This is a genomic window from Pandoraea eparura, assembly GCF_902459725.1.
Taxonomy (GTDB): Bacteria; Pseudomonadota; Gammaproteobacteria; order Burkholderiales; family Burkholderiaceae; genus Pandoraea; species Pandoraea eparura.
In genome coordinates, this window is record NZ_CABPSH010000003.1 from 315,062 (window position 1) to 334,092 (window position 19,031).

At 64.7% G+C, this 19,031-nt stretch carries 14 protein-coding genes; 2 read left to right on the plus strand and 12 right to left on the minus strand.

Translation table 11 applies throughout. From position 1 onward, the window contains the following. Positions 1-21: 21 nt before the first annotated feature. Together pgeF and PEP31012_RS09380 are read right to left on the minus strand one after the other, a co-directional pair. Positions 22-843: a peptidoglycan editing factor PgeF gene (gene pgeF / locus PEP31012_RS09375; RefSeq protein ID WP_425494942.1), complete on the minus strand. Its 822-nt coding sequence runs from the start codon at positions 841-843 to the stop codon at positions 22-24. Further along, complete coding sequence (locus PEP31012_RS09380; RefSeq protein WP_174978177.1) at positions 824-1,984, minus strand: RluA family pseudouridine synthase; 1,161 nt, start codon at positions 1,982-1,984, stop codon at positions 824-826. Before PEP31012_RS09380 ends, pgeF begins: the two co-directional genes overlap by 20 nt. A gap of 21 nt (positions 1,985-2,005) precedes the next feature. Here PEP31012_RS09380 and PEP31012_RS09385 point away from each other — a divergent pair, with 21 nt between their 5' ends. Continuing rightward, entirely contained in the window at positions 2,006-2,830 is an 825-nt protein-coding gene (locus PEP31012_RS09385; RefSeq protein ID WP_150589080.1) for an outer membrane protein assembly factor BamD, read from the plus strand. A gap of 158 nt (positions 2,831-2,988) precedes the next feature. On the opposite strand, the gene PEP31012_RS09390 is transcribed toward PEP31012_RS09385, so the two are convergent. From PEP31012_RS09390 to PEP31012_RS09400, 3 genes are all read right to left on the minus strand, one after another. Continuing rightward, the gene (locus PEP31012_RS09390; protein ID WP_150589081.1) at positions 2,989-5,217 is read right to left on the minus strand and encodes an ATP-dependent DNA helicase; all 2,229 of its coding nucleotides are present in this window, start codon (positions 5,215-5,217) and stop codon (positions 2,989-2,991) included. A gap of 121 nt (positions 5,218-5,338) precedes the next feature. Beyond that, on the minus strand, positions 5,339-5,542 hold the full coding sequence (locus PEP31012_RS09395; protein ID WP_150589082.1) for a YdcH family protein: 204 nt from the start codon (positions 5,540-5,542) through the stop codon (positions 5,339-5,341). Between the two features lie 131 nt (positions 5,543-5,673). After that, entirely contained in the window at positions 5,674-6,561 is an 888-nt protein-coding gene (locus PEP31012_RS09400; protein ID WP_150589083.1) for a colicin transporter, read from the minus strand. Positions 6,562-6,666: 105 nt separating this feature from the next. Here PEP31012_RS09400 and PEP31012_RS09405 point away from each other — a divergent pair, with 105 nt between their 5' ends. Next, positions 6,667-9,024: a Tex family protein gene (locus tag PEP31012_RS09405; RefSeq protein WP_150589084.1), complete on the plus strand. Its 2,358-nt coding sequence runs from the start codon at positions 6,667-6,669 to the stop codon at positions 9,022-9,024. A 243-nt stretch (positions 9,025-9,267) separates the two neighbouring features. On the opposite strand, the gene PEP31012_RS09410 is transcribed toward PEP31012_RS09405, so the two are convergent. The 7 genes from PEP31012_RS09410 to PEP31012_RS09440 all read right to left on the minus strand — a co-directional run bounded on the left by PEP31012_RS09410 (position 9,268) and on the right by PEP31012_RS09440 (position 19,013). After that, positions 9,268-11,160, minus strand: a complete 1,893-nt coding sequence (locus PEP31012_RS09410) for a potassium transporter Kup (RefSeq protein ID WP_150589085.1) — start codon at positions 11,158-11,160, stop codon at positions 9,268-9,270. Between the two features lie 425 nt (positions 11,161-11,585). Beyond that, positions 11,586-12,314 carry a DUF2968 domain-containing protein gene (locus PEP31012_RS09415; RefSeq protein WP_150589086.1) on the minus strand — a complete coding sequence of 243 codons (729 nt, stop codon included), beginning with the start codon at positions 12,312-12,314 and terminating at the stop codon, positions 11,586-11,588. A gap of 447 nt (positions 12,315-12,761) precedes the next feature. Then, entirely contained in the window at positions 12,762-14,171 is a 1,410-nt protein-coding gene (locus PEP31012_RS09420) for a sigma 54-interacting transcriptional regulator (RefSeq protein ID WP_150589087.1), read from the minus strand. A gap of 109 nt (positions 14,172-14,280) precedes the next feature. Next, on the minus strand, positions 14,281-16,365 hold the full coding sequence (locus PEP31012_RS09425; RefSeq protein WP_150589088.1) for a pilus assembly protein TadG-related protein: 2,085 nt from the start codon (positions 16,363-16,365) through the stop codon (positions 14,281-14,283). Positions 16,366-16,371: 6 nt separating this feature from the next. Further along, positions 16,372-16,959: a DUF3613 domain-containing protein gene (locus tag PEP31012_RS09430; protein WP_174978178.1), complete on the minus strand. Its 588-nt coding sequence runs from the start codon at positions 16,957-16,959 to the stop codon at positions 16,372-16,374. 69 nt (positions 16,960-17,028) lie between these two features. Continuing rightward, entirely contained in the window at positions 17,029-17,997 is a 969-nt protein-coding gene (locus PEP31012_RS09435; RefSeq protein ID WP_150589090.1) for a tetratricopeptide repeat protein, read from the minus strand. Further along, the gene (locus tag PEP31012_RS09440; RefSeq protein WP_150589091.1) at positions 17,994-19,013 is read right to left on the minus strand and encodes a type II secretion system F family protein; all 1,020 of its coding nucleotides are present in this window, start codon (positions 19,011-19,013) and stop codon (positions 17,994-17,996) included. Before PEP31012_RS09440 ends, PEP31012_RS09435 begins: the two co-directional genes overlap by 4 nt. Positions 19,014-19,031 lie beyond the last annotated feature (18 nt).

The following is a 19,031-nucleotide window of genomic DNA, read 5'->3' on the forward strand; positions in this document are numbered from 1 at the left end:
CCGGCCGCGACGTGGACGGCGTCAGGTAGTGCGCCACACCAGTGCTGCCATGCGCCCCGTCGTCCGGTCGCGACGGTAGGAATAGAAACGCGCCGGATCGCTGACCGTACACCACTGCCCGCCCGAGACCTGCGTCACGCCCTCGCGGGCCAGTCGCAACCGCGCGAGCGCACACAAATCCGCCAACGACTTTCCCGCGTCCGGATCGCCATGCGGGATGAACGCGGCCTGCGTCGCTTGACGCTCGTCCGGCGTCGCCGCGGCGAGAAACGCCTCGCCCACCTCTTGCCCGACCTCGAACGCTTGCGGGCCAATACAGGGACCGAGCCATGCGAGCACCGGCGCGTCGGCCTCGCCCTTCGGCAAGCGCGCTCGCAACGCCAGCACCGTCTGCTCGATCACGCCGGCGCAAAGTCCACGCCACCCGGCATGCGCGGCGGCCACCGCACGCCCTTGCACGTCGCACAGCAGCACCGGCAGGCAGTCCGCCACCATGACGGTGCTTGCCACACCGGGCGCGTTCGTCGCGCTGGCATCCGCCTGCAACGGTTCACCCGCTTGCGCCGCCTCGAGCGCCGCTTGCGCATCGACCACGCGCGGGCCGTGGATTTGCGCCACCCACGCCGACGGCACCCCGGTGCGTGCCGCGAGCAACGCACGATTGATGCGAACGGCGGCGGGATCGTCGTCCGCCTTGACACCCAGATTGAAAGTGGCTTGCGGCCCTTGGCTCACACCGCCAGCGCGCGTCGTGAAGACAGCACGGACGTTCTCCGGGGCGGGCCAGTCCGGGATGATCCAGTCCGCAGGCATCAGGTCTTGCTCAGGCAGGGAAGAAGTCATCGAGCGAATCGGGGAGCGTGGAAAAATCGAAGTCGAGTCCAAGCGTGGTCATGAGCTGGCGCAGGTCGTCGGGCAACGGCGCTTGCCAGTGCGCGAAACGGCCGTCGTCGGGATGAATCAAACCCAGTCGCCAGGCATGCAGCGCCTGACGCGCGAATTCGCCCGGCAGCACCGGACGTTTATGTCGAGGCTTGTAAAGCGGGTCGCCCAACAACGAATGGCCGAGGTGCGATAGATGCACGCGAATCTGGTGCGTACGGCCCGTATCGAGCGAGCAAAGCACGAGCGACACCGGGGAACCTTCCCATTCTGCACTGGCGACAGTCACAACACGCGTGCGCGCCGGTTTGCCGCCTTGCCCCGGCACGACCGCCATGCGGGTGCGCTCGCGCGGATCACGACCGATGGGGGCGTCCACGACGGTGCGTTGCGGGGGACGTCCCCATACCAGCGCCGCGTAATGACGCTTGACGGTACGCGCCTGCAACTGGCGCACCAGATCGGTTTGCGCCACCAGCGTGCGCGCCACGACCATCAGGCCGGACGTCTCCTTGTCGAGCCGGTGAACGATACCGGCGCGCGGCAGATCGGCGGCCGCTTGCCCATAGCGATACAACAGGCCGTTGAGCAATGTCCCGGACCAGTTCCCCGCGGCCGGATGCACGACCAGGCCCGCCGGTTTGTTGAAGACCGCCAGTGTTGCGTCCTCGTAGACGGCTTCGAGCGGCACCGGCTCGGGGGCAAACGCGAGTTGTTCGGGCAGCGCCGCCGGGGTGATGAGCACGGCCTCACCGCCGGCCACCTTCTGGCGCACCTTGGCGGCCTCGCCATCGAGTGTGACGCGACCGTCTTCGACCCACGCCTGCAAACGGCTGCGGGAGTATTCGGGAAAACATTGGGCAAGCGCCTTGTCGAGTCGCTCCCCGGCGAGCGACTCGGGCAGCGTGGCGCTGAGCGGCGCGCCGACGCCCGCCCCGCCCGACGAGGCGGCACCGGGCAAGGACGCCTCGGAAAGGAGGCCATCGGCCGCGCTGGGGAAAGCCTCTGGAAGCGAATCGAGGTCGTCGTCAGACGAATCCTCCGCATTTTCCGTGGCAAATGAGGCGGTTACGCTATAATCCGGCAGAATTGAATGGGTCATCGAGAAGTGAAGCTAACGAGCATGCAAGCCCTGAAACTTGTCAAACATCTGACGCTGGCCGCAGTCGTGGTCGGCAGCCTTGCCGCCTGCGGCATTCTGCCGGAGAAGGTCGACGAAACGGCCGGCTGGTCGACGAACAAATTATACTCGGAAGCCAAGGACAGCTTCGATAGCGGCGACTACACGAAGGCCGCCAAATACTACGAGTTGCTCGAAGGGCGCGACCCGTTCGGCCCGCACGCCCAGCAAGCGCAAATCAACACGGCCTATTCCTATTACAAGGACAACGAGCCGGCGCAGGCGCTCACCGCCATCGATCGCTTCATCCGACTGCATCCGGACAGCCCGTCGATCGATTACGCCTATTACCTCAAGGGTCTGATCAACTTCAATGACGACCTGGGCCTGTTCGGCCGCTTCTCGGGACAGGATCTCAGCGAACGCGACCCGAAGGCACTGCGCGCGGCCTACGACAGCTTCAAGTACCTGGTCGAACACTATCCGAGCAGCAAGTACGCGAACGACGCTGCGCTGCGCATGCGCTATGCCGTCAACGCCATGGCCGCCCACGATGTGCATGCCGCCGAGTACTACTATCGTCGCGGCGCCTACCTCGCGGCGGTCAATCGTGCACAAAGCGCGCTGAAGGACTACGATCAGGCGCCGGCGCTGGAAGACGCGCTGGGCATCATGATCAAGTCGTACGACAAACTCGGCATGACCGAGCTGCGTGACGATGCCCGTCGCGTGATGGAAAAGACCTATCCGAAGAGCGGCTATCTGACCGTCGGCCATCGCACCGACACCAGCGGCGACAAGAAGTCCTGGTGGCAGCTCTGGCGTTAAACGTCGTCGCGGCCTGCACGATGGAAAAGCCCTCGCTCGCGCGAGGGCTTTTTTGCTTCTGCAGGCGATGCCTTCGGCACTGAGGCCCATCGACGCCGTCGACGAATCGGTGCGCGCCGCCCGCGCCGCCCTATCCCTGCCGACGCCCCGTCAGCGCGTCAGTCGCCCGCGTCGGCCGCAATCTCGTCGAAGAAGCCACGCACGATGGGCAGCTCACGCGTGCGCTTGAACGGCGGCAGGCTCTGCCATATCCGGCGCCCATAAGGCTTATCGACCAGACGTGGATCGCAAATCATCAGTACGCCACGATCCGCCTCGGAACGAATCAACCGCCCCGCCCCTTGCTTGAGCGCGATGACCGCCTGCGGCAACTGATGCACGGCAAACGGACTCAGCCCCTTCTTCGTGAGCGCATCGAGCCGCGCGGCCAGCACCGGGTCGTCAGGCGGCGCAAACGGCAATTTGTCGATGATGACGAGCGAAAGGGCCTCGCCACGCACATCCACCCCTTCCCAGAAACTCTGGCTGCCGATCAGCACGGCATTGCCGAGGGCGCGAAAACGATCGAGCAATTCGGTTCGGCTCGCCTCGCCCTGCACTAGCAGCGGATACGGCCAGCCACGGCGATCGAACTCATCACGCAAGCGCTCCGCCGCGCGGTTGACCGCACGCAACGTCGTGCACAGAACGAAGGCCCGCCCCCCGCTCACTTCGAGCACCGGCAAGGCGGCGTCGAGCACAGCGTCGGTGAAGCCCGGCGCCGAGGGTTGCGGCAATCCGCGCGGCACGTAGAGCAGACTCTGATTCGGATAATCGAATGGACTGGCCAACGTGAGCGACTTGCCGGCGTCAAGGCCCAACTGCGCCGCGTAGTGCATGAAATTGCCACGCACCGACAACGTGGCCGACGTGAAGATCCAGGCCCGCGGCGCACCGGCGCGCTGTTTCGAAAAGATCGGCGCAATCGAGAGCGGCGTCTGATGCAATTGCACCGCCTGCGAGAACACCTCGATCCAGCGCACCGTCTCCGGCGGCGTGTAGGTTTTCTCCGCTGCCCCCTCGCCCGTCGAAGTTCCCGACACCGACTTCGCTTCAGCCGCCAACCGCGCGGCATCTGCCTCGCGCGCCTTGGCGGCTTTTTCTCGCTTGCCATCGGTGACACGCGGCGCATCCGGATCGAGCAACGGTAATGGCGCCTCGCCGGGCGCGGGCGGTGTCGCCCCCGTCTGCCAACGCTCGAGTTGCTGATGCAACTCCAGCGCGCGACGCAAGCAAGTGCCCAGCGCCTCGGCCCGCTCGGCCTGGTGCTGGAGCGTCTCGATCATGTCCTGCAACGCAACGTCCACGCTGTCGAGCGCGCCGAACAATTCGTGATCGTCGGCCAATTGCGCCACCGACATTCGCGTATTGTCCTGCCCAAAGGTCAGGCGCACATCGCGCGCCGCCCGTTCGAGGCTCGCCCCGAGCTTGACCCAGTCGGCCGCATCGCGCGCGTGGATCAGCCCTTCGGCCACGCAGTCGCGGGCCAGTTCGAGCAGTTGCCCCGTCGAGACGGTCTCGCCAAAGAACAGTGTGGCGGTCTCGGGCAACTGATGCGCTTCGTCGAAGATCACCGTATTCGCGCTCGGCAGCAGTTCGGCCATGCCCGTGTCGCGCAGCATCACGTCCGCAAAGAAGAGGTGGTGATTGACGACGACGAGATCGGCCTGCTGCGCTTCCTTGCGCGCCTGCATCACGAAGCAATCCTTGTAGCGCGGGCACTCCTGACCCAGACAGTTGTCGCGGGTGGACGTGACCTGCGCCCAGATCGGCGCATTCTCCGGCACCGACGCCAGTTCGGCCTTGTCGCCGCTGTGCGTGATTTGCGCGAACGTCACGATCTCGCGCAACTGCGCCGCCTCATGCCGTGACGCGAAGCGCCCTTCCTGCTGGGCGCGTTCCAGATAGTAGTGACACAGGTAATTCGCACGCCCCTTGAGCATGGCCACCGTCACGGGGACCGCCAGCGCTTTGCGCACCGTGGGGATATCGCGCGCGAAAATCTGATCCTGCAAGTGCTTGGTGCCGGTCGAGATGATCGTCTTGCCGCCCCAGAGCATGGCGGGCACGAGATACGCGTAGGTCTTGCCCGTGCCGGTCCCGGCTTCGGCAATCAGCGTGTCGTGCGTATCCATCGCGGCGGCCACGGCGCGCGCCATCTCGGTTTGCGGTTCGCGCGAGCGATAGCCATCGATCGCGCGCGCCAGCATCCCGCCGTCGCCGAAGATCTCCTGCAACTCGCGCTCGCGCTTGGCGGCAAGCGGCTTGAGTCCATGGAACGTAGGCGTCTCGGCGGGGCTTGGGGAGATGTCGGGAAATTCGCTGGAGGCGGCGGAGGAATCGGTCAAAACGGCAAGAAAACTCAAAGGTGTCGCGAATCACGGGTACAGGATTCGCAACGCCGGCAATGAAAAAAGCAATCGCGCCGACGCTCGGGCGCGTGTCGCAAACGTTGCGCGGTGTCCGCGCTCAGGCGGGCTGGTCCGGCATTTGCTGCACTTGCAGCAGGGTGATCGTGTCCTTGATTTTCAGACGGCGCTTCTTGAGCCGCGTGACCTGAAGTTCATCGTACGCCGGCTCCATCAGCAATTTGTCGATCAGGAAGTCGAGATCGCGGTGTTCGATCTGCAACTCGATGATGCGGCGCCCGACGGAGTGAAGATCATGCTGCATCGTGCTCACGCTCCTGCGACTCTCGAAAGATTCCGGGGCCGGCGCACACCCTCCGTCCCCGACGGCGTACCCAACCACGATGCGTCATGACGGATCACCACGCAACGCGGCGGCACGGATCGTGACATGGCTTACTGCCCCGGCAACGGCTTCGGCGACGGCGCGTCGCCCGAGTCCGACGCCTTGCGGCGTGCGTCCGACTTCTTCTGACGCTCGATGGCGTCCTGCTGCTTCTGGTTGAACTTGCGCACGTTGTCTTCGCGCTCGGTCGCCTTGCGCGCCGCGCTCGCCTTCGCGTCGTCGAGCTTCTGCTGCTGTGCGGCCTGCTTGGCATCGTACTGCTCGGCGTTGGCCGCCCGCTGCGGTGCCTGGCCCGTACGCTCGGTGACGCGCTGCTGATACTCGGCCTGCTTGGCTTCGTAATCGGAGACATTCTGCGCACGTTCCGCGGCGCGCTGCGGCGCTTCGGCCGCCGTTTGCGCACGCTTTTCCGCCAGACGCTCGTCACGCTCCTGCGCACGCGCCTTGCGCTCCTGGTCTTCGAGCACCAGCCGCTGGCTGCGAACGGCCTTGAGCGCGGTACGTTGGTCGTCGCGCGCATTGTCGATGCAGTAGTTCACGAAGAACTTCGACGCGCACTCGTACTTCGCCTGCTCGAAGCGATAGTCGATCCAGGCACGCTGGCGCTCGAGCACGGCGCGGCGGCCGGCAAAATCGTCGTCAGCGGGGTGCAGATCGAGGTTGTCGTCATAGGCGACCGGCTTGTCGCCCTCGTCAATGGTAGCGTTGGCCGCGTTGGCTGCACTGGCCGGCGACGGGGTACGGTCGGCCGTGGCATCGAACGGGATCTGCGGCACGCGAAGCTGTTCGGTCGTGCGCCCGGCAGCCTCGGCCGCCGAGAGCCCCTGCGCGAAAGACGCGCCGGGCACGAGGGCAGCCGCCACCACGATACCGAACGCGCCCACGGCGGCATGACGGCACAAAGACAGGCGCGAAAACAAATTTGCGAAGGAAATCATGAGGTTGAGCAGAGTGATGCCAAATTTTAGCATTGCCTGCCCGGACGCGCCCGCGGTTTATGGCAAAATGCCCCGCTCCTGGCACTTGGGTAACTCGCAACACTCATGACGCAAAACGTAGCCCTTCAGATCGTTCAACGCATCGCCGACGAACTCAACGTGCAGCCGCGTCAGGTGGCCGCCGCCGTGCAACTGCTCGACGAAGGCGCCACCGTGCCCTTCATCGCGCGCTACCGCAAGGAAGTCACCGACAACCTCGATGACACGCAGTTGCGTACGCTCGAAGAGCGCCTGCTGTATCTTCGCGAGCTGGAAGAGCGCCGTGCGGCGATCCTCGCGAACATCGACGAGCAAGGCAAGCTGACCGACGAGCTGCGCACCGCCATCGAGGCGGCTGACACGAAGCAGACGCTCGAAGACCTTTATCTCCCGTACAAGCAGAAGCGTCGCACCCGCGCGCAAATCGCTCGCGAAGCCGGTCTCGAGCCGCTCGCGCAGGCCTTGCTTGCCGACCCGACGCTCGACCCGCAAACCGAAGCCGCCAAGTTCGTCGACGCCGACAAAGGCGTGGCGGATGTCAAGGCCGCACTCGACGGTGCCCGCGACATCCTGTCGGAACAGTTCGGCGAGACGGCCGAGTTGCTCGGCAAACTGCGCGACTACCTGTGGCATCAGGGCGTCGTGTCGTCGAAGGTCGTGGAAGGCAAGGAAAGCGAGGAAGGCGAGAAGTTCCGCGACTATTACGACTACGCCGAACCGATCGCCGCCGTGCCGTCGCATCGTGCGCTCGCCCTCTTCCGCGGCCGTAACCTCGGCATCCTGATGGTCAAGCTGGGCCTGGGCGAAGAACTCGACGCGCAGATCCCGCATCCGTGCGAAGGCGTGATCGCCGGGCACTTCGGCATTCGCCAGCAGAATCGCGCTGCCGACAAGTGGCTCGGCGACGTCTGCCGCTGGTGCTGGCGCGTGAAGGTGCAGCCGCACCTCGAATCGGAACTGCTCACGCAAATTCGCGAAAGCGCCGAGAGCGAAGCCATTCGCGTGTTCGCGCGCAACCTCAAGGCGCTGCTGCTTGCCGCACCGGCCGGCCAGAAGGGCGTGATCGGTCTGGACCCGGGCCTGCGTACCGGCGTGAAGGTGGCTGTGGTCGATCGCACCGGCAAGGTGTTGGGCACCGACACCATCTATCCGCACGAACCGCGCCGCGATTGGGACGGCTCACTTGCGCGACTCGCCAAGATCGCCGCCGCCACCGGCGCGGAACTCGTGAGCATCGGCAATGGCACTGCGTCGCGCGAGACGGACAAGCTCGCGCTGGAGCTGATCAAGCGCCATCCCGAACTCAAGCTCCAGAAGATCGTGGTCTCGGAAGCGGGGGCCTCGGTGTACTCGGCGTCCGAATTCGCCGCGAAGGAATTCCCCGAACTCGACGTGTCGCTGCGCGGCGCGGTGTCGATCGCGCGCCGCTTGCAGGACCCGCTCGCCGAACTCGTCAAGATCGAACCGAAGGCCATTGGCGTGGGCCAGTATCAGCACGACGTGAACCAGCGCGAGCTGGCCCGCATGCTCGACGCCGTGGTCGAGGACTGCGTGAACGCCGTGGGAGTGGACGTCAATACCGCCTCGGCACCGCTGCTCGCGCGCGTATCGGGGCTGAACAGCACGTTGGCGAAGAACATTGTGGACTTCCGCGACAGCAACGGCCCGTTCCCGAATCGTGAAGCGCTCAAGAAGGTGCCGCGTCTGGGCGACAAGACCTTCGAGCAGGCCGCCGGCTTCCTGCGCGTGACCGGTGGCGACAATCCGCTCGATCGGTCATCGGTCCACCCGGAAGCCTATCCGGTCGTCGAACGCATTCTGGCGAAAATCAAGAAGAGCATTGGCGACGTGATGGGTAACGGCTCGGTTGTACGCAGCGTCTCGGCGACTGAATTCGTCGACGAGCGTTTCGGCCTGCCGACCGTCAAGGACATCCTGACCGAACTCGAGAAGCCGGGCCGCGATCCGCGTCCGGAGTTCAAGACGGCGACGTTCCAGGAAGGGGTTGAAAAGATCACCGACCTCAAGCCGGGCATGCAGCTCGAAGGCGTGGTGACGAACGTGGCCGCCTTTGGGGCGTTCATCGACATCGGGGTGCATCAGGACGGTCTGGTGCACGTCTCGGCGATGTCGACCAAGTTCATCAAGGATCCGCACGAAGTCGTGAAGGCCGGCGACATCGTGAAGGTGAAGGTGCTCGAGGTCGATCCGCGCCGCCAGCGTATCTCGCTCACCATGCGCCTGAACGACGAACTGCCGGTGGCCGGCGCCGGCGATCGCCCGAGCAGTGGTGGTGGCGGTGGGGGTGCACGCAGCGGCAATGGTGGCAATGGCGGCGGACACCGTGGCAGTGGCGGTCAACGTCAGCGCGAACCGGAGACCGTGAACGCGATGGCAGCCGCGTTCGCCAAGCTCAAGCGATAAATCAGGCCCTGGCGCTCACGCGTCTGACGCACGGCGCGCAAGCGTTTCCTCGCGCCGCGTCCTGCTTCGTTGCGATCGGCCCGCCTTCTTCGGAAGGTGGGCTTTTTTTTCGGCTCGCCAAAACGCAAAACCCCCAAGCGCTGGCGAGATCGCCAACGCTTGGAGGTTCGTTGCTTCAGGTTCACGCGCCGCGATGTCAGACAGCGCAGCCTACCCGCACCCATGGGGCACGGGACACGGTCATCAGATCTCGATCTTGGTCCCCAGCTCGACCACGCGGTTAGCGGGAATACTGAAGAAGTCGGTCGGCTTGGCGGCGTTCTGGTGCATCCAGGCGAACAGACGTTCGCGCCAGATCGACATCCCCGGCAGCTTGGTCGGCACCACCGTCTCGCGCGCGAGGAAGAACGACGTATCCATCAACTCGAAGTGCATGTCCGTCTTCGCCTCGAGTAAATTCAGCGTCTCCTTGACGTCTGGCGTCTCGTTGAAACCGAAGGTGGCAACCACGCTGTACAGCCCGCCGGAATGATCCTGGACTTCGATGCGGTTGAGGTCCTCGACATAAGGCACATCGACCGTGCGGAAGGTGAGGAAGATCGTGCGCTCGTGCAGGATGCGGTTGTGCTTGAGGTTGTGCAGCAAGCTCACTGGCACCTGCGTATTGCCACCGGTCAGGTAGATGGCGGTGCCCGCCACGCGATGTGGCGGATGCGCGAGCAGCCCCTGCAGGAACGGCGCGAGCGGAATCCCGTCGGCGGCCGTGCGCTCGCGCAGCAATTGGCGGCCCTTGTGCCAGGTCATCAGCATGAAGAACAGGAACGCGCCCAGCGCCAGCGGCAACCAGCCGCCCTCTTCCACCTTGATCAGGTTCGCGCCGAAGAAGGCAAAGTCGACCACCAGGAACCCAGTGATGATCAGCGCCACCAGGAACTTGTTCCAGTTCCAGACCTTGACCATGACCACGCAGGCCAGAATCGTCGTGATGACCATCGTCGTCGTGACAGCAATACCGTACGCTGCCGCGAGATTACTCGACGACTTGAAGGCCAGCACGATCCACATGATGACCAGCAGCAGCGCCCAGTTGATCACCGGCATGTAGATCTGGCCGATTTCGCGATCCGACGTATGCAGGATCTTCATACGCGGGACATAGCCGAGCTGAATGGCCTGACTGGTCAGCGAGAACGCACCGGAAATCACCGCCTGCGAGGCGATCACGGTCGCCGCGGTCGCCACTATCACCAGCGGCACGAGCGCCCAGTCCGGGGCCATGAGGAAGAACGGGTTTTCGATAGCCTTTGGCGTTCTCAGCAGCAATGCACCCTGTCCGAAGTAATTCAGCGTCAATGCCGGGAACACGAGGAACGACCACGCAAATCGGATTGGCCGAATGCCGAAATGCCCCATGTCGGCGTATAGCGCCTCGGCACCGGTCAGCACCAGAAACACCGAGCCGAGCACGATGTAGGCTTGCAGGGCATGCGTATGGATGAAGTGGATGCCGTAGTACGGGTTGATCGCCTTGATGATTTCAGGTGCAGCGACAATGTGGTTCACCCCGAGCACGCCGAGAATCACGAACCACGTCACCATGACGGGTCCGAAAAGGCGTCCGACTTTCGCCGTACCCGATTTCTGCATCGAGAACAGGATGATCAGGATGACGATGGTAATCGGCAACACGAAGCGCGAGAGCGACGGCGCGGCAATTTCCAGCCCCTCGACCGCCGACATCACCGAGATGGCCGGGGTGATGACCGCATCGCCGTAGAACATGCAGGCGCCGAACATGCCAAGCATCATCAGCACCGACGCCCACTTGCTGCCAGCGCGCACGCTGCGCAGGCTCAGCGCCATGAGCGCGAGTACGCCCCCCTCGCCTCGGTTGTCGGCGCGCATCACGAACAGCACATACTTCAGAGAGACGACGATCACCAGGGCCCAGAACAGCAGCGAGATGATGCCGAACACGGCTTGCTGGTTAAACGGAATGCCGTGTTGCGGATCGAAACATTCCTTGAGCGCATAGAGCGGACTGGTGCCGATATCGCCGAAGACCACGCCGATGGCCGCCACCATGAGCGCGGGCAAAGCCTGAGGGCGCTGCCCGTGTCGTATGTTTTGCGTCATAAGGTTTGGGTAATCGCTTTATTGCGCTGCACAAAATGGGCGTTATTCTAACTGGGCGCCGGTTCCCTCGCCAGTCCGGACAGGTGCTGAGTGCCGGACGTCTGACATGGCAGGCTACGCTAGGATAATTCGAGCCGTGCGCCGTGACCAGTGCGGCGCGACAAGGGTTTTGCCGCCTCAGCCCACCGTGGGATAGTCGGCGCGACGCCGATTTTCGAGTTGCAAATGCGCGACATATGCCAGCCATGCGCATTCACGAGTCGACATCCCCGCAAATTGCGTGTAGCAAGGCCACGAGCCATGGGTCGCCCGGGGCAGTTCCGACGGGACAGCACATAAAAAAACCGCCCGAATGCAGGCGGTTTCTTTCAACGCGTAAGACAACGTCGACCGGATCGCGGCCGACGAGTCATCGCCGCACCCGCTCAACGACGACGCGTCGCCTTGCGATGGCCGGTGCTCTTGACCGAGCGCACGAGGCTCGAATCGGCACTGTTCTGCTCGGCTTCGAGCGAGTGGATCTGGCCTTGCAGGTCATTCAGACGAATACGTGCTGCGGTACGTTCGGTTTCCAGCGCCGAGGCCTGCTCACGCACGGCCTGCTGGTTCTCGGCCAGCGCCTGTTCCTGTTGACGCTGGATCGCCAGGTCGTTCTGCACCGCGCTCAGGCGCGCTTCGCTGGCGGCAAGCTGGCGCTCCATCAGGGCCTTTTGCGCTTCGAGCTTGATGCGGCGGATTTCGACGTCGGCGAGCACCTGCGTCTGGCGCACGAAGTCGCCGTAGAGCGCTTCCGCCTTCTTCTCGTTGTCGAGCTTCACGACGCGCCAGAACTGGCCTTCATGGAACAGCGCGACGTAGTAGCCCATCGTCTGCGGATAAAACAACAGGCTCGCGCCATAGCGGCCGTTGTAAGTCGTGCGAAGTTCGGAGACTTCCTTGTTCTGAATGCGATCGCGCAGTTCCTGGATCGTACCCGAGGCGACCGCCGGCGCGTTGGCCGATGGGGTAGCCACTGCCGGCGCCGCGAGCTGGGCGGACGTCGCGCCCGTCACGTCCTTCACCGCGTCCGCCGCCCCCGCTGACGTTCCCCAGGCGGCCAGGCATGCCACCCCCACGCCCAACCAAAACCGCCCCCGGCAATCACTGATTTTCATCTGATCTGTTTTCCTGTTATCGACCGGATCGTTTCACGATCCTTGTTCGCCGCATTCGTTCGCCCCCCGGACTCCGTCCCGAGGATCTGAGACCCGCGTATTTGTGGAATGATAACCGCACGCCCGCAATCGCCAACAATTCTATCCATTGACGCGCCCGCTTCCAAGCGCCGAATGCGTTATTGTGCCCGCCAGAATTCATCTGTTGATACCGCGCAACTGCGGACACCGTGCGAGTTCCCCTGAGCGGAACCCGGATGTCAGACAAATCCCGTCATTTAGGTGCAAATCGAGGTATTGCCCACGCAGCACGCGGCATTATCGGGTCACGATCCCATGGCGATGGCCCACCGCCGCCGCCGTCGCGACGCCGCAGGCTTTTCAGTCGTTTCCTTCGGTTTGCCAATCACGCGAGGCAAATGCGGCGGCGTCGCCGTACGGCGAGCGCTAGTTACCGCCGCCCGCGTCGAACTCGCTGGCCAGTTCCGAATCGTTGCCTAGGATCTGATATTTGCGCATTTTCTCCCACAGCACCTTGCGGCTGATGCCCAGGGCATTGGCGGTGTCCTGACGTCGCCAGCCGTTGGCGTCGAGCGCCGCGACGATGCGTGCACGCTCGGCTGCGTCCCAACGGGCCCGATCCCCCTGCGCCGCGCTGCGCACACCATCGTCGCCACGGGCGATGGTGCCCATGCAGAGCGCGTCGAAGATGGGACGGATGCGCCGCTCGTCCCAGCCTCCCAGTTGCCGATAGATAATGCCGACGCGCTCGGCGATGTTGCGCATCTCGCGCACGTTCCCGGGAAACACCCCGCCTTCGACCAGTTCGCGCAGCCAGAGGGGCACTTGCGCGCCCACATCGCTGTCGCCGACGACTTTGCCGAGGTAGGCGGTGAAAACGGCAAGCTTGTCGACGGGACCGCGCTCCTCGAGACTCGGAATGTGCAGCTCGATGACGGCGAGACGGTAGAACAGGTCGGCACGGAACAGCTCATCGCGCACCATCGTCTTGAGGTGCTTGTTGGTCGCCGCCACGAGCCGGAAGTCGAGCTTCACTGGCTGAGCCGACCCCAGACGCGTCACCGCACTGTCCTCCAGCACCCGAAGCAGCTTGACCTGCTGGTACAACGGCAGATCGCCGATTTCGTCGAGGAAGAGCGTGCCGTCGTTGGCCTGCTCGAAATAGCCCTTGTGCGAATACAGCGCGCCGGTAAACGCCCCCTTGGCATGGCCGAAGAAATGCGACTCGAACAGGCCGTCGGGAATCGCGCCGCAGTTCACGGCCACGAATGGCCCCTGCCCGTAGTGACTCTGCTTGTCGTGCAGCAGGCGCGCAATGCGCTCTTTGCCCACCCCCGTTTCACCGTGAATGAGCACATTCGAATCGCAATCGGCAAAGGCGTCGACCTCGGCGAGCAAGTTAAGCATGGCGCTCGACTGCGCGACGAGCGGGTCGACCGGTGCGGGGGCCTGGTCGGCCTGCGCGATGGCGCCCGAGAGTTTGAAGATCAGCGTGCGCAATTCCGCGCCGGAGAAATCGAGCGTGAGGATGTTGCTGTACTCGGGTGGATAGACCCGTGGATCGTTCTCGCGCGGCGTGGTCGCCACCCAGATGACGGGCATGCCGTGGCCCAACTGCCACTCGTGCGCGTTGGTCGATGCGCCTTCGATCACCGACACGCTGACGACGGCGATGGAGGGGCGCGCCTTGGTGCGCTCGCGCGAGAGATCGATGCCATCGGCACGAATGACTTCCATGTCGAAGCTCGCGAGGCAATGCGCGACGCGCTCGGCAATGTCCGACTTGCCTTCCCACACGTACACGTCAAGATCTTCACGTACTGGCTTGCTTTTCATGCTGGTCCGCTCGTTGCCGGACGCGCCGGGCGTCCGTCATGGTGAATTTCATTGCTGATATGCATCGCCCGCATTGGGCGTCTCGCAGTTGCACGCCTGCTCCGCTGCGCTAATACACCAGTTGGACGAGTCCGTTCTGGCAGTTAATGCTGTCGACGGTCACGGTGGTGGTGCCAAGTGTGATTCCCAGCGAGGTGAGTAACGTGTTGAGCAACGTGCTCAGTGGCGAGAGCAGCGGATTGAGCAAGGTATAGAGCACGCTGCCGAGCACCGGCGAAATGTCGGTGGTCCCGATCGACCCCGACACGGCGTTGACGCGGCATTGATTCGCCCCGCTGCCCGATAGATTGCACACGAGATCCGAAAAGCCGCCGAGAATCCCGTTCACGACATCACCGAGCGTATTGAGCAACCCCGTGACGAGACCGCCCACGCCGCCCACCACCTGGGGCAGGTTGAGGGTGGCAACCCCACCCAAGGTCGTGCCGAGGGCGTTGGTCGTCGCCGTGAGTCCTGCGGCGGCAGTGCTGAGAAACGTGTTGACCGTCGTGACCGTGGCGCCCGCGGCCGCCGTTGGCACACTGCCAACGAGACCGGTGCCGATCGTGTTCGATGTCGATGTTCCCCCGGCACTCACATCGAGCGACAGGCCCGTGAGCAGCGCATTGACAATCTGACTGAGGTTCACACTCGAACCGACCGGCCCGACTTGCTGCGGGAACGGCCCGGTAAACGTCATCGGCGCCGGCGAATTCGTCACGAGCGACAGGTTGGCGTTTCCGCCAACGTTAATCAATCCCAGCAAGGTGGCGATGTTAGTGCGCTGCGTCATGAGCGTGGTACAGCTCGCCGCATTGTTGGCGACGTTCACGCCGCTGGCCGAGCCACCCACACAGACATTCACTAGCCCCGAGTTGACTTGCAGGGTCGCGGAAGGCGTCGCACCGCATTGCAGCGCCGTCACCGTCGCCGTCGACTGTGCCGCCTCAAGCACGAGCGGCAGGTTCAACTGCGTGCCCAGCCCGCTGAGCAACCCGCCCAACGTGCCGGCTGACGAGTTCACCGTGAGGAACAACCGCAATTGCGCAGTCGTCGCCGTCGCCCCGACACCGCCCACGCCAACCTGTGGCGGCGAAATCACCCGCGCCACGACCGACACCGTGCCACCCAGAATCGGTAAGGACGGAATCGCCACGGCATTGCTGCCATTTGCGCCGACGACAGCCGCGGAAATCAGGTCGGCGACGCTGATGTTGGCGGTGAGCGCGTTGGCCGCGCTCACACCGGCCGCGTCGATGTTGGCGATGAGGCCGGGTGTCGTCGCCGTACCCAGCAAGTTGATGGGCAGATTGAGCACCGGACTACCGGCGAACACATTGATGAGATTGTTCATCGCGGTGACCGACACCGAAAGCGCACCGTTCTGCGTCGCAAGGGCGGTGTTCGTCGCGCTCAGCAACTGCCCGACGGTCAGGTTTTTCACGGCGGCCACGCCCGAGAGCGACGCCACGCTGGCGTCTCCGGTCACTGGAACACCGAGCGCCTGCAACAAGCCCTGCGGCGTGATGTTGACGCCGACGAGTTGCTGCGCGGCGGCGACATACAGCGTTGGCGAGATGCCGACCGACTGAAGCAGTGGCGCGAGCACCGAGTTGCTCGTACTGAGCGTGAGCAGTCCCGAGTCGACCGTGAACGTCACGACCGCAGGCGCCTTGCGCGCGATGGCAATGGCGTTGATCGTACGCGTACCGGCAAGCTGGAAGAAGGACGGCACGGCCAGCGACAACTTCACCTGCACGGCATTGCCACTCGCCGCATTCCCGGCATTGGTCGCGACGAACGTGCCGGGGCCGGTCGCCGACGCCGACGGCGATGTCCACACGCCGCATGACGACGTCACCTGCAAGCCGGTGACGTTGCTGCCCATGTTCGATGTGACGTTGGCCTGCACGACAGCGGCATATGACGTGGCATTGGCACATCCCGGCAGCGTTTGTGCGCCGGCGAGCGCGCCCATGTCGGCCGCGCGCTGCAAGTCGCGTCGTTGCATGAACGCGTAGCCCGCATCGATCGCGAACGCGAGAATCAATGCCACGATCACGAAGGCGAAGGCGAGGATGGGAATCGATCCGCGCTGCCGCCCACGAGGCGAGGCGACACAATCCGTTGGGCGCACGCGCGCACGCACAGTCATGACAGGCTACTGGCTTGCGCCAGCTCCCGATACGGCAGGTGCAGCACCCGCACCGCCACCGCCATTGTTGCCGGTGCCCGTGTCGCCCTGGACAATCGCCGGATAAAACTGAGGAATCGGGTAGGTGAAGCTATCCAGATAGCGCTTATAGGCACGCGACGCTGTCGAGCCGAGCATCGGGAGCCCCGGCCCGGCGGCCAGGTTGTTCGCCTGGAGCGCGAGCAACGCTTCGGTTTCGTCGCCGAGCATGCCGTCCTGCGCGTGCTCGCCGACGCGCAACGCCGTATCTCGCCGCACAACGTTGCGCGGCACGCGTCCGGTGTGTGCCGCGGGGGCGGTTGCCGTTTGTGTCACCGTTTGTGTCACCGGTGCCTGCGCCACGTCGCGGGCGGCAGGCGCCGACGGGGCGGTCGGGGCCGCCTGTGCCGGTGCGGCGATGCCAGGCGCGTCGGCACCGCCCATCGTTCCCGTGATCGGCGCGCTGATCTGCGCCGCGGCCGCGCCCGCCCAACACACGAGTGCCGCCACCGTGAGCCACGCCGCCAGCCGCAGCCGGGCGTCCGATGTTCCGTAGGGTTTCTCGCCTGCCATCATCACGTCTCCCTGACGTTGCGTGATTCTTGTCGTACGTGCTGCGTTATGCATGAGGGGGAAGCCATCGCATCACTGCGAATGGCTGAATCGGTCGAGCAACGACGTGGGCATGTCGTTGCGGGCACCATCGGTGGCGTCGGCGGCCACCGTGGCACGCGCGAGCCTGGCCTGCGTCAGTGGCGCCGGAATCGCCGCCGCTGCCTGCGCGGCGGCGCGAGCGGCGGCTGCATCAGCCGCCGCGCGGCGGGCTTGCCCCTGAGCGGTGATATCGGCGGCGAGTTTGTCGATGGCGTCGCGCGTGGCCTGAGGCATGTCGGCACGCGTCATCACCTCGTCGGCCCGCACTCGCTCGCCGCTCACCACGAGATACACCGCCAGATTGCTCAACACCTTGCGACTGTCGGGTCGCAGCTCGGCCGCCTGAGCGAGCGGCACACGCGCGGCGCCCGTATCACCGTTGCGCAGCAGGGCGAAGCCGAGATCGCTCAGGTAGAACGCTTGCGTGGGCGCGCGCGTCACGGCCTCACGCAGCGCCTGCGCCGCGCCAGCGTAATCCTTGCGCTGCGCCGCCACCAGCCCCATGCCGTGCCAGGCCGCCGCCGCCTCACTTCCGCCCAGCAATGCCCGATAGGCTTGCTCGGCGGCGTCGGGCTGCCCCGTCTCGCGCAAGGCATCGGCCCGAAGAATGTCGATATCCGGCGCGGCACCGTATTGCATCCGGAACTGGTCGATATGGGCCAGCGAGGCGAAGTACGCGCCCTGCTCCTGCATCTGTCGAATCATCGACAGATACAGCTCGCGCGTATCGGGCTTGGCTGCCTTGGCCATCGCTTCGTCGTTCTGCTCCGCCTGCATGAGCGCCGCGGCCGACGGCGCACCGTAACCGCCGATGCGCGGCCCGCCGCATCCGGCGAGCGACACTGCGCAGCACATGGCGATCAGCGAGCCCGCCATCACGCGAGCGGTGCGGCGTTGTTGCGCGACGCAAGCCACCGCTGCGAGCCCTGCGGCACGTCGTTTCTGAATCTGTCGGGTCACCGCATAGCCTCCATCGATTTGGTCAATGACAGGATGGCCGGCCCCGCAACCACCAGCATCAGTGCGGGCAACAGCGTCAGCATCATCGCCAGCGTCATCTTCACGGTGAGCTTGCCGATACGCTCCTTCATCGTCTGCCGACGTTGCTCGCGCAAGCGATCGCTGAACTGTTGCAGCGGCTCCTGTACCGCGCCGCCGTGCTGCTCGACCTGCACGATGAGCCGCACCAGTGCGCGCAGGTCATCGTTGTCGTACACCTCGCGCAAGCGGCCCATCGACGCCTCCCGCCCGCGCCCCGAAGCGTACTGACGATTGGCGCTTTCGAACTCCTTCGACAGAATCGGCAGCACTTCGCGAAAATCGGACACCAGCACATACAGGCTCTGGTCCATCGACAGGCCCACGCCTTGCAGCAAGCGCAGCAAGTCGATGAGCAACGGCAGTTCCTCGATCAGTTCGCGACGGCGCTGCGTCGCCTTGCGCTGCACGTAGAATTTCGGCACGAGCAGTCCGATCCCGGCCGCACCGATCAGGCGCAGCATCGTGCCGACGCCCCCGCCGCCAGGAAACCACAACCAGATCAGCAATGGCAGCACCCCCGCGAGCGCCACCCGCGCGAACAGGAAGAGCGACTTCGCCCGCACGCTGTCGTAGCCACATTGCGCAAGCAGAAGCCGATCTTCGGCCGCAATCAGATGCTGCCCAAGGCGCGTTTCCGACCACTGCTTGCCCAGCGCCGCCGCGCGATCGAACAGGGCGCGCCAGCCGTGCCGCGCACCCTCACGCGTTTCCTGCAGGTCGTCCTCGAGCGCCGCCTGCGGCCCGGGCGGCGCATTCGCCGCACGCAGGGCCGCCAATGCCTGTTGCTGACGGCTGGCCAGCACCTGATCGATCATTCGTTCGCTGCGCCCCTGACGCACCGCACGCAACAGCAGGGCCGACGCCGCGAGCAACAGCCCGGCCGCGACCATCAACAGGCCCAGCATCATCCAGAAGTGTGAGTTGGCGAGGTGCATATGGGTCAGTCCCTCTCG

What these genes read in the sequence shown, in the direction of transcription:
- PEP31012_RS09425 (WP_150589088.1), bottom strand. Translation starts at nt 16,365, where the DNA reads ATGACTGTGCGTGCGCGCGTGCGCCCAACGGATTGTGTCGCCTCGCCT.
- PEP31012_RS09395 (WP_150589082.1), bottom strand. Translation starts at nt 5,542, where the DNA reads ATGCAGCATGATCTTCACTCCGTCGGGCGCCGCATCATCGAGTTGCAG.
- PEP31012_RS09410 (WP_150589085.1), bottom strand. Translation starts at nt 11,160, where the DNA reads ATGACGCAAAACATACGACACGGGCAGCGCCCTCAGGCTTTGCCCGCG.
- pgeF (WP_425494942.1), bottom strand. Translation starts at nt 843, where the DNA reads ATGACTTCTTCCCTGCCTGAGCAAGACCTGATGCCTGCGGACTGGATC.
- PEP31012_RS09385 (WP_150589080.1), top strand. Translation starts at nt 2,006, where the DNA reads ATGCAAGCCCTGAAACTTGTCAAACATCTGACGCTGGCCGCAGTCGTG.
- PEP31012_RS09400 (WP_150589083.1), bottom strand. Translation starts at nt 6,561, where the DNA reads ATGATTTCCTTCGCAAATTTGTTTTCGCGCCTGTCTTTGTGCCGTCAT.
- PEP31012_RS09440 (WP_150589091.1), bottom strand. Translation starts at nt 19,013, where the DNA reads ATGCACCTCGCCAACTCACACTTCTGGATGATGCTGGGCCTGTTGATG.
- PEP31012_RS09415 (WP_150589086.1), bottom strand. Translation starts at nt 12,314, where the DNA reads ATGAAAATCAGTGATTGCCGGGGGCGGTTTTGGTTGGGCGTGGGGGTG.
- PEP31012_RS09430 (WP_174978178.1), bottom strand. Translation starts at nt 16,959, where the DNA reads ATGATGGCAGGCGAGAAACCCTACGGAACATCGGACGCCCGGCTGCGG.
- PEP31012_RS09380 (WP_174978177.1), bottom strand. Translation starts at nt 1,984, where the DNA reads ATGACCCATTCAATTCTGCCGGATTATAGCGTAACCGCCTCATTTGCC.
- PEP31012_RS09420 (WP_150589087.1), bottom strand. Translation starts at nt 14,171, where the DNA reads ATGAAAAGCAAGCCAGTACGTGAAGATCTTGACGTGTACGTGTGGGAA.
- PEP31012_RS09405 (WP_150589084.1), top strand. Translation starts at nt 6,667, where the DNA reads ATGACGCAAAACGTAGCCCTTCAGATCGTTCAACGCATCGCCGACGAA.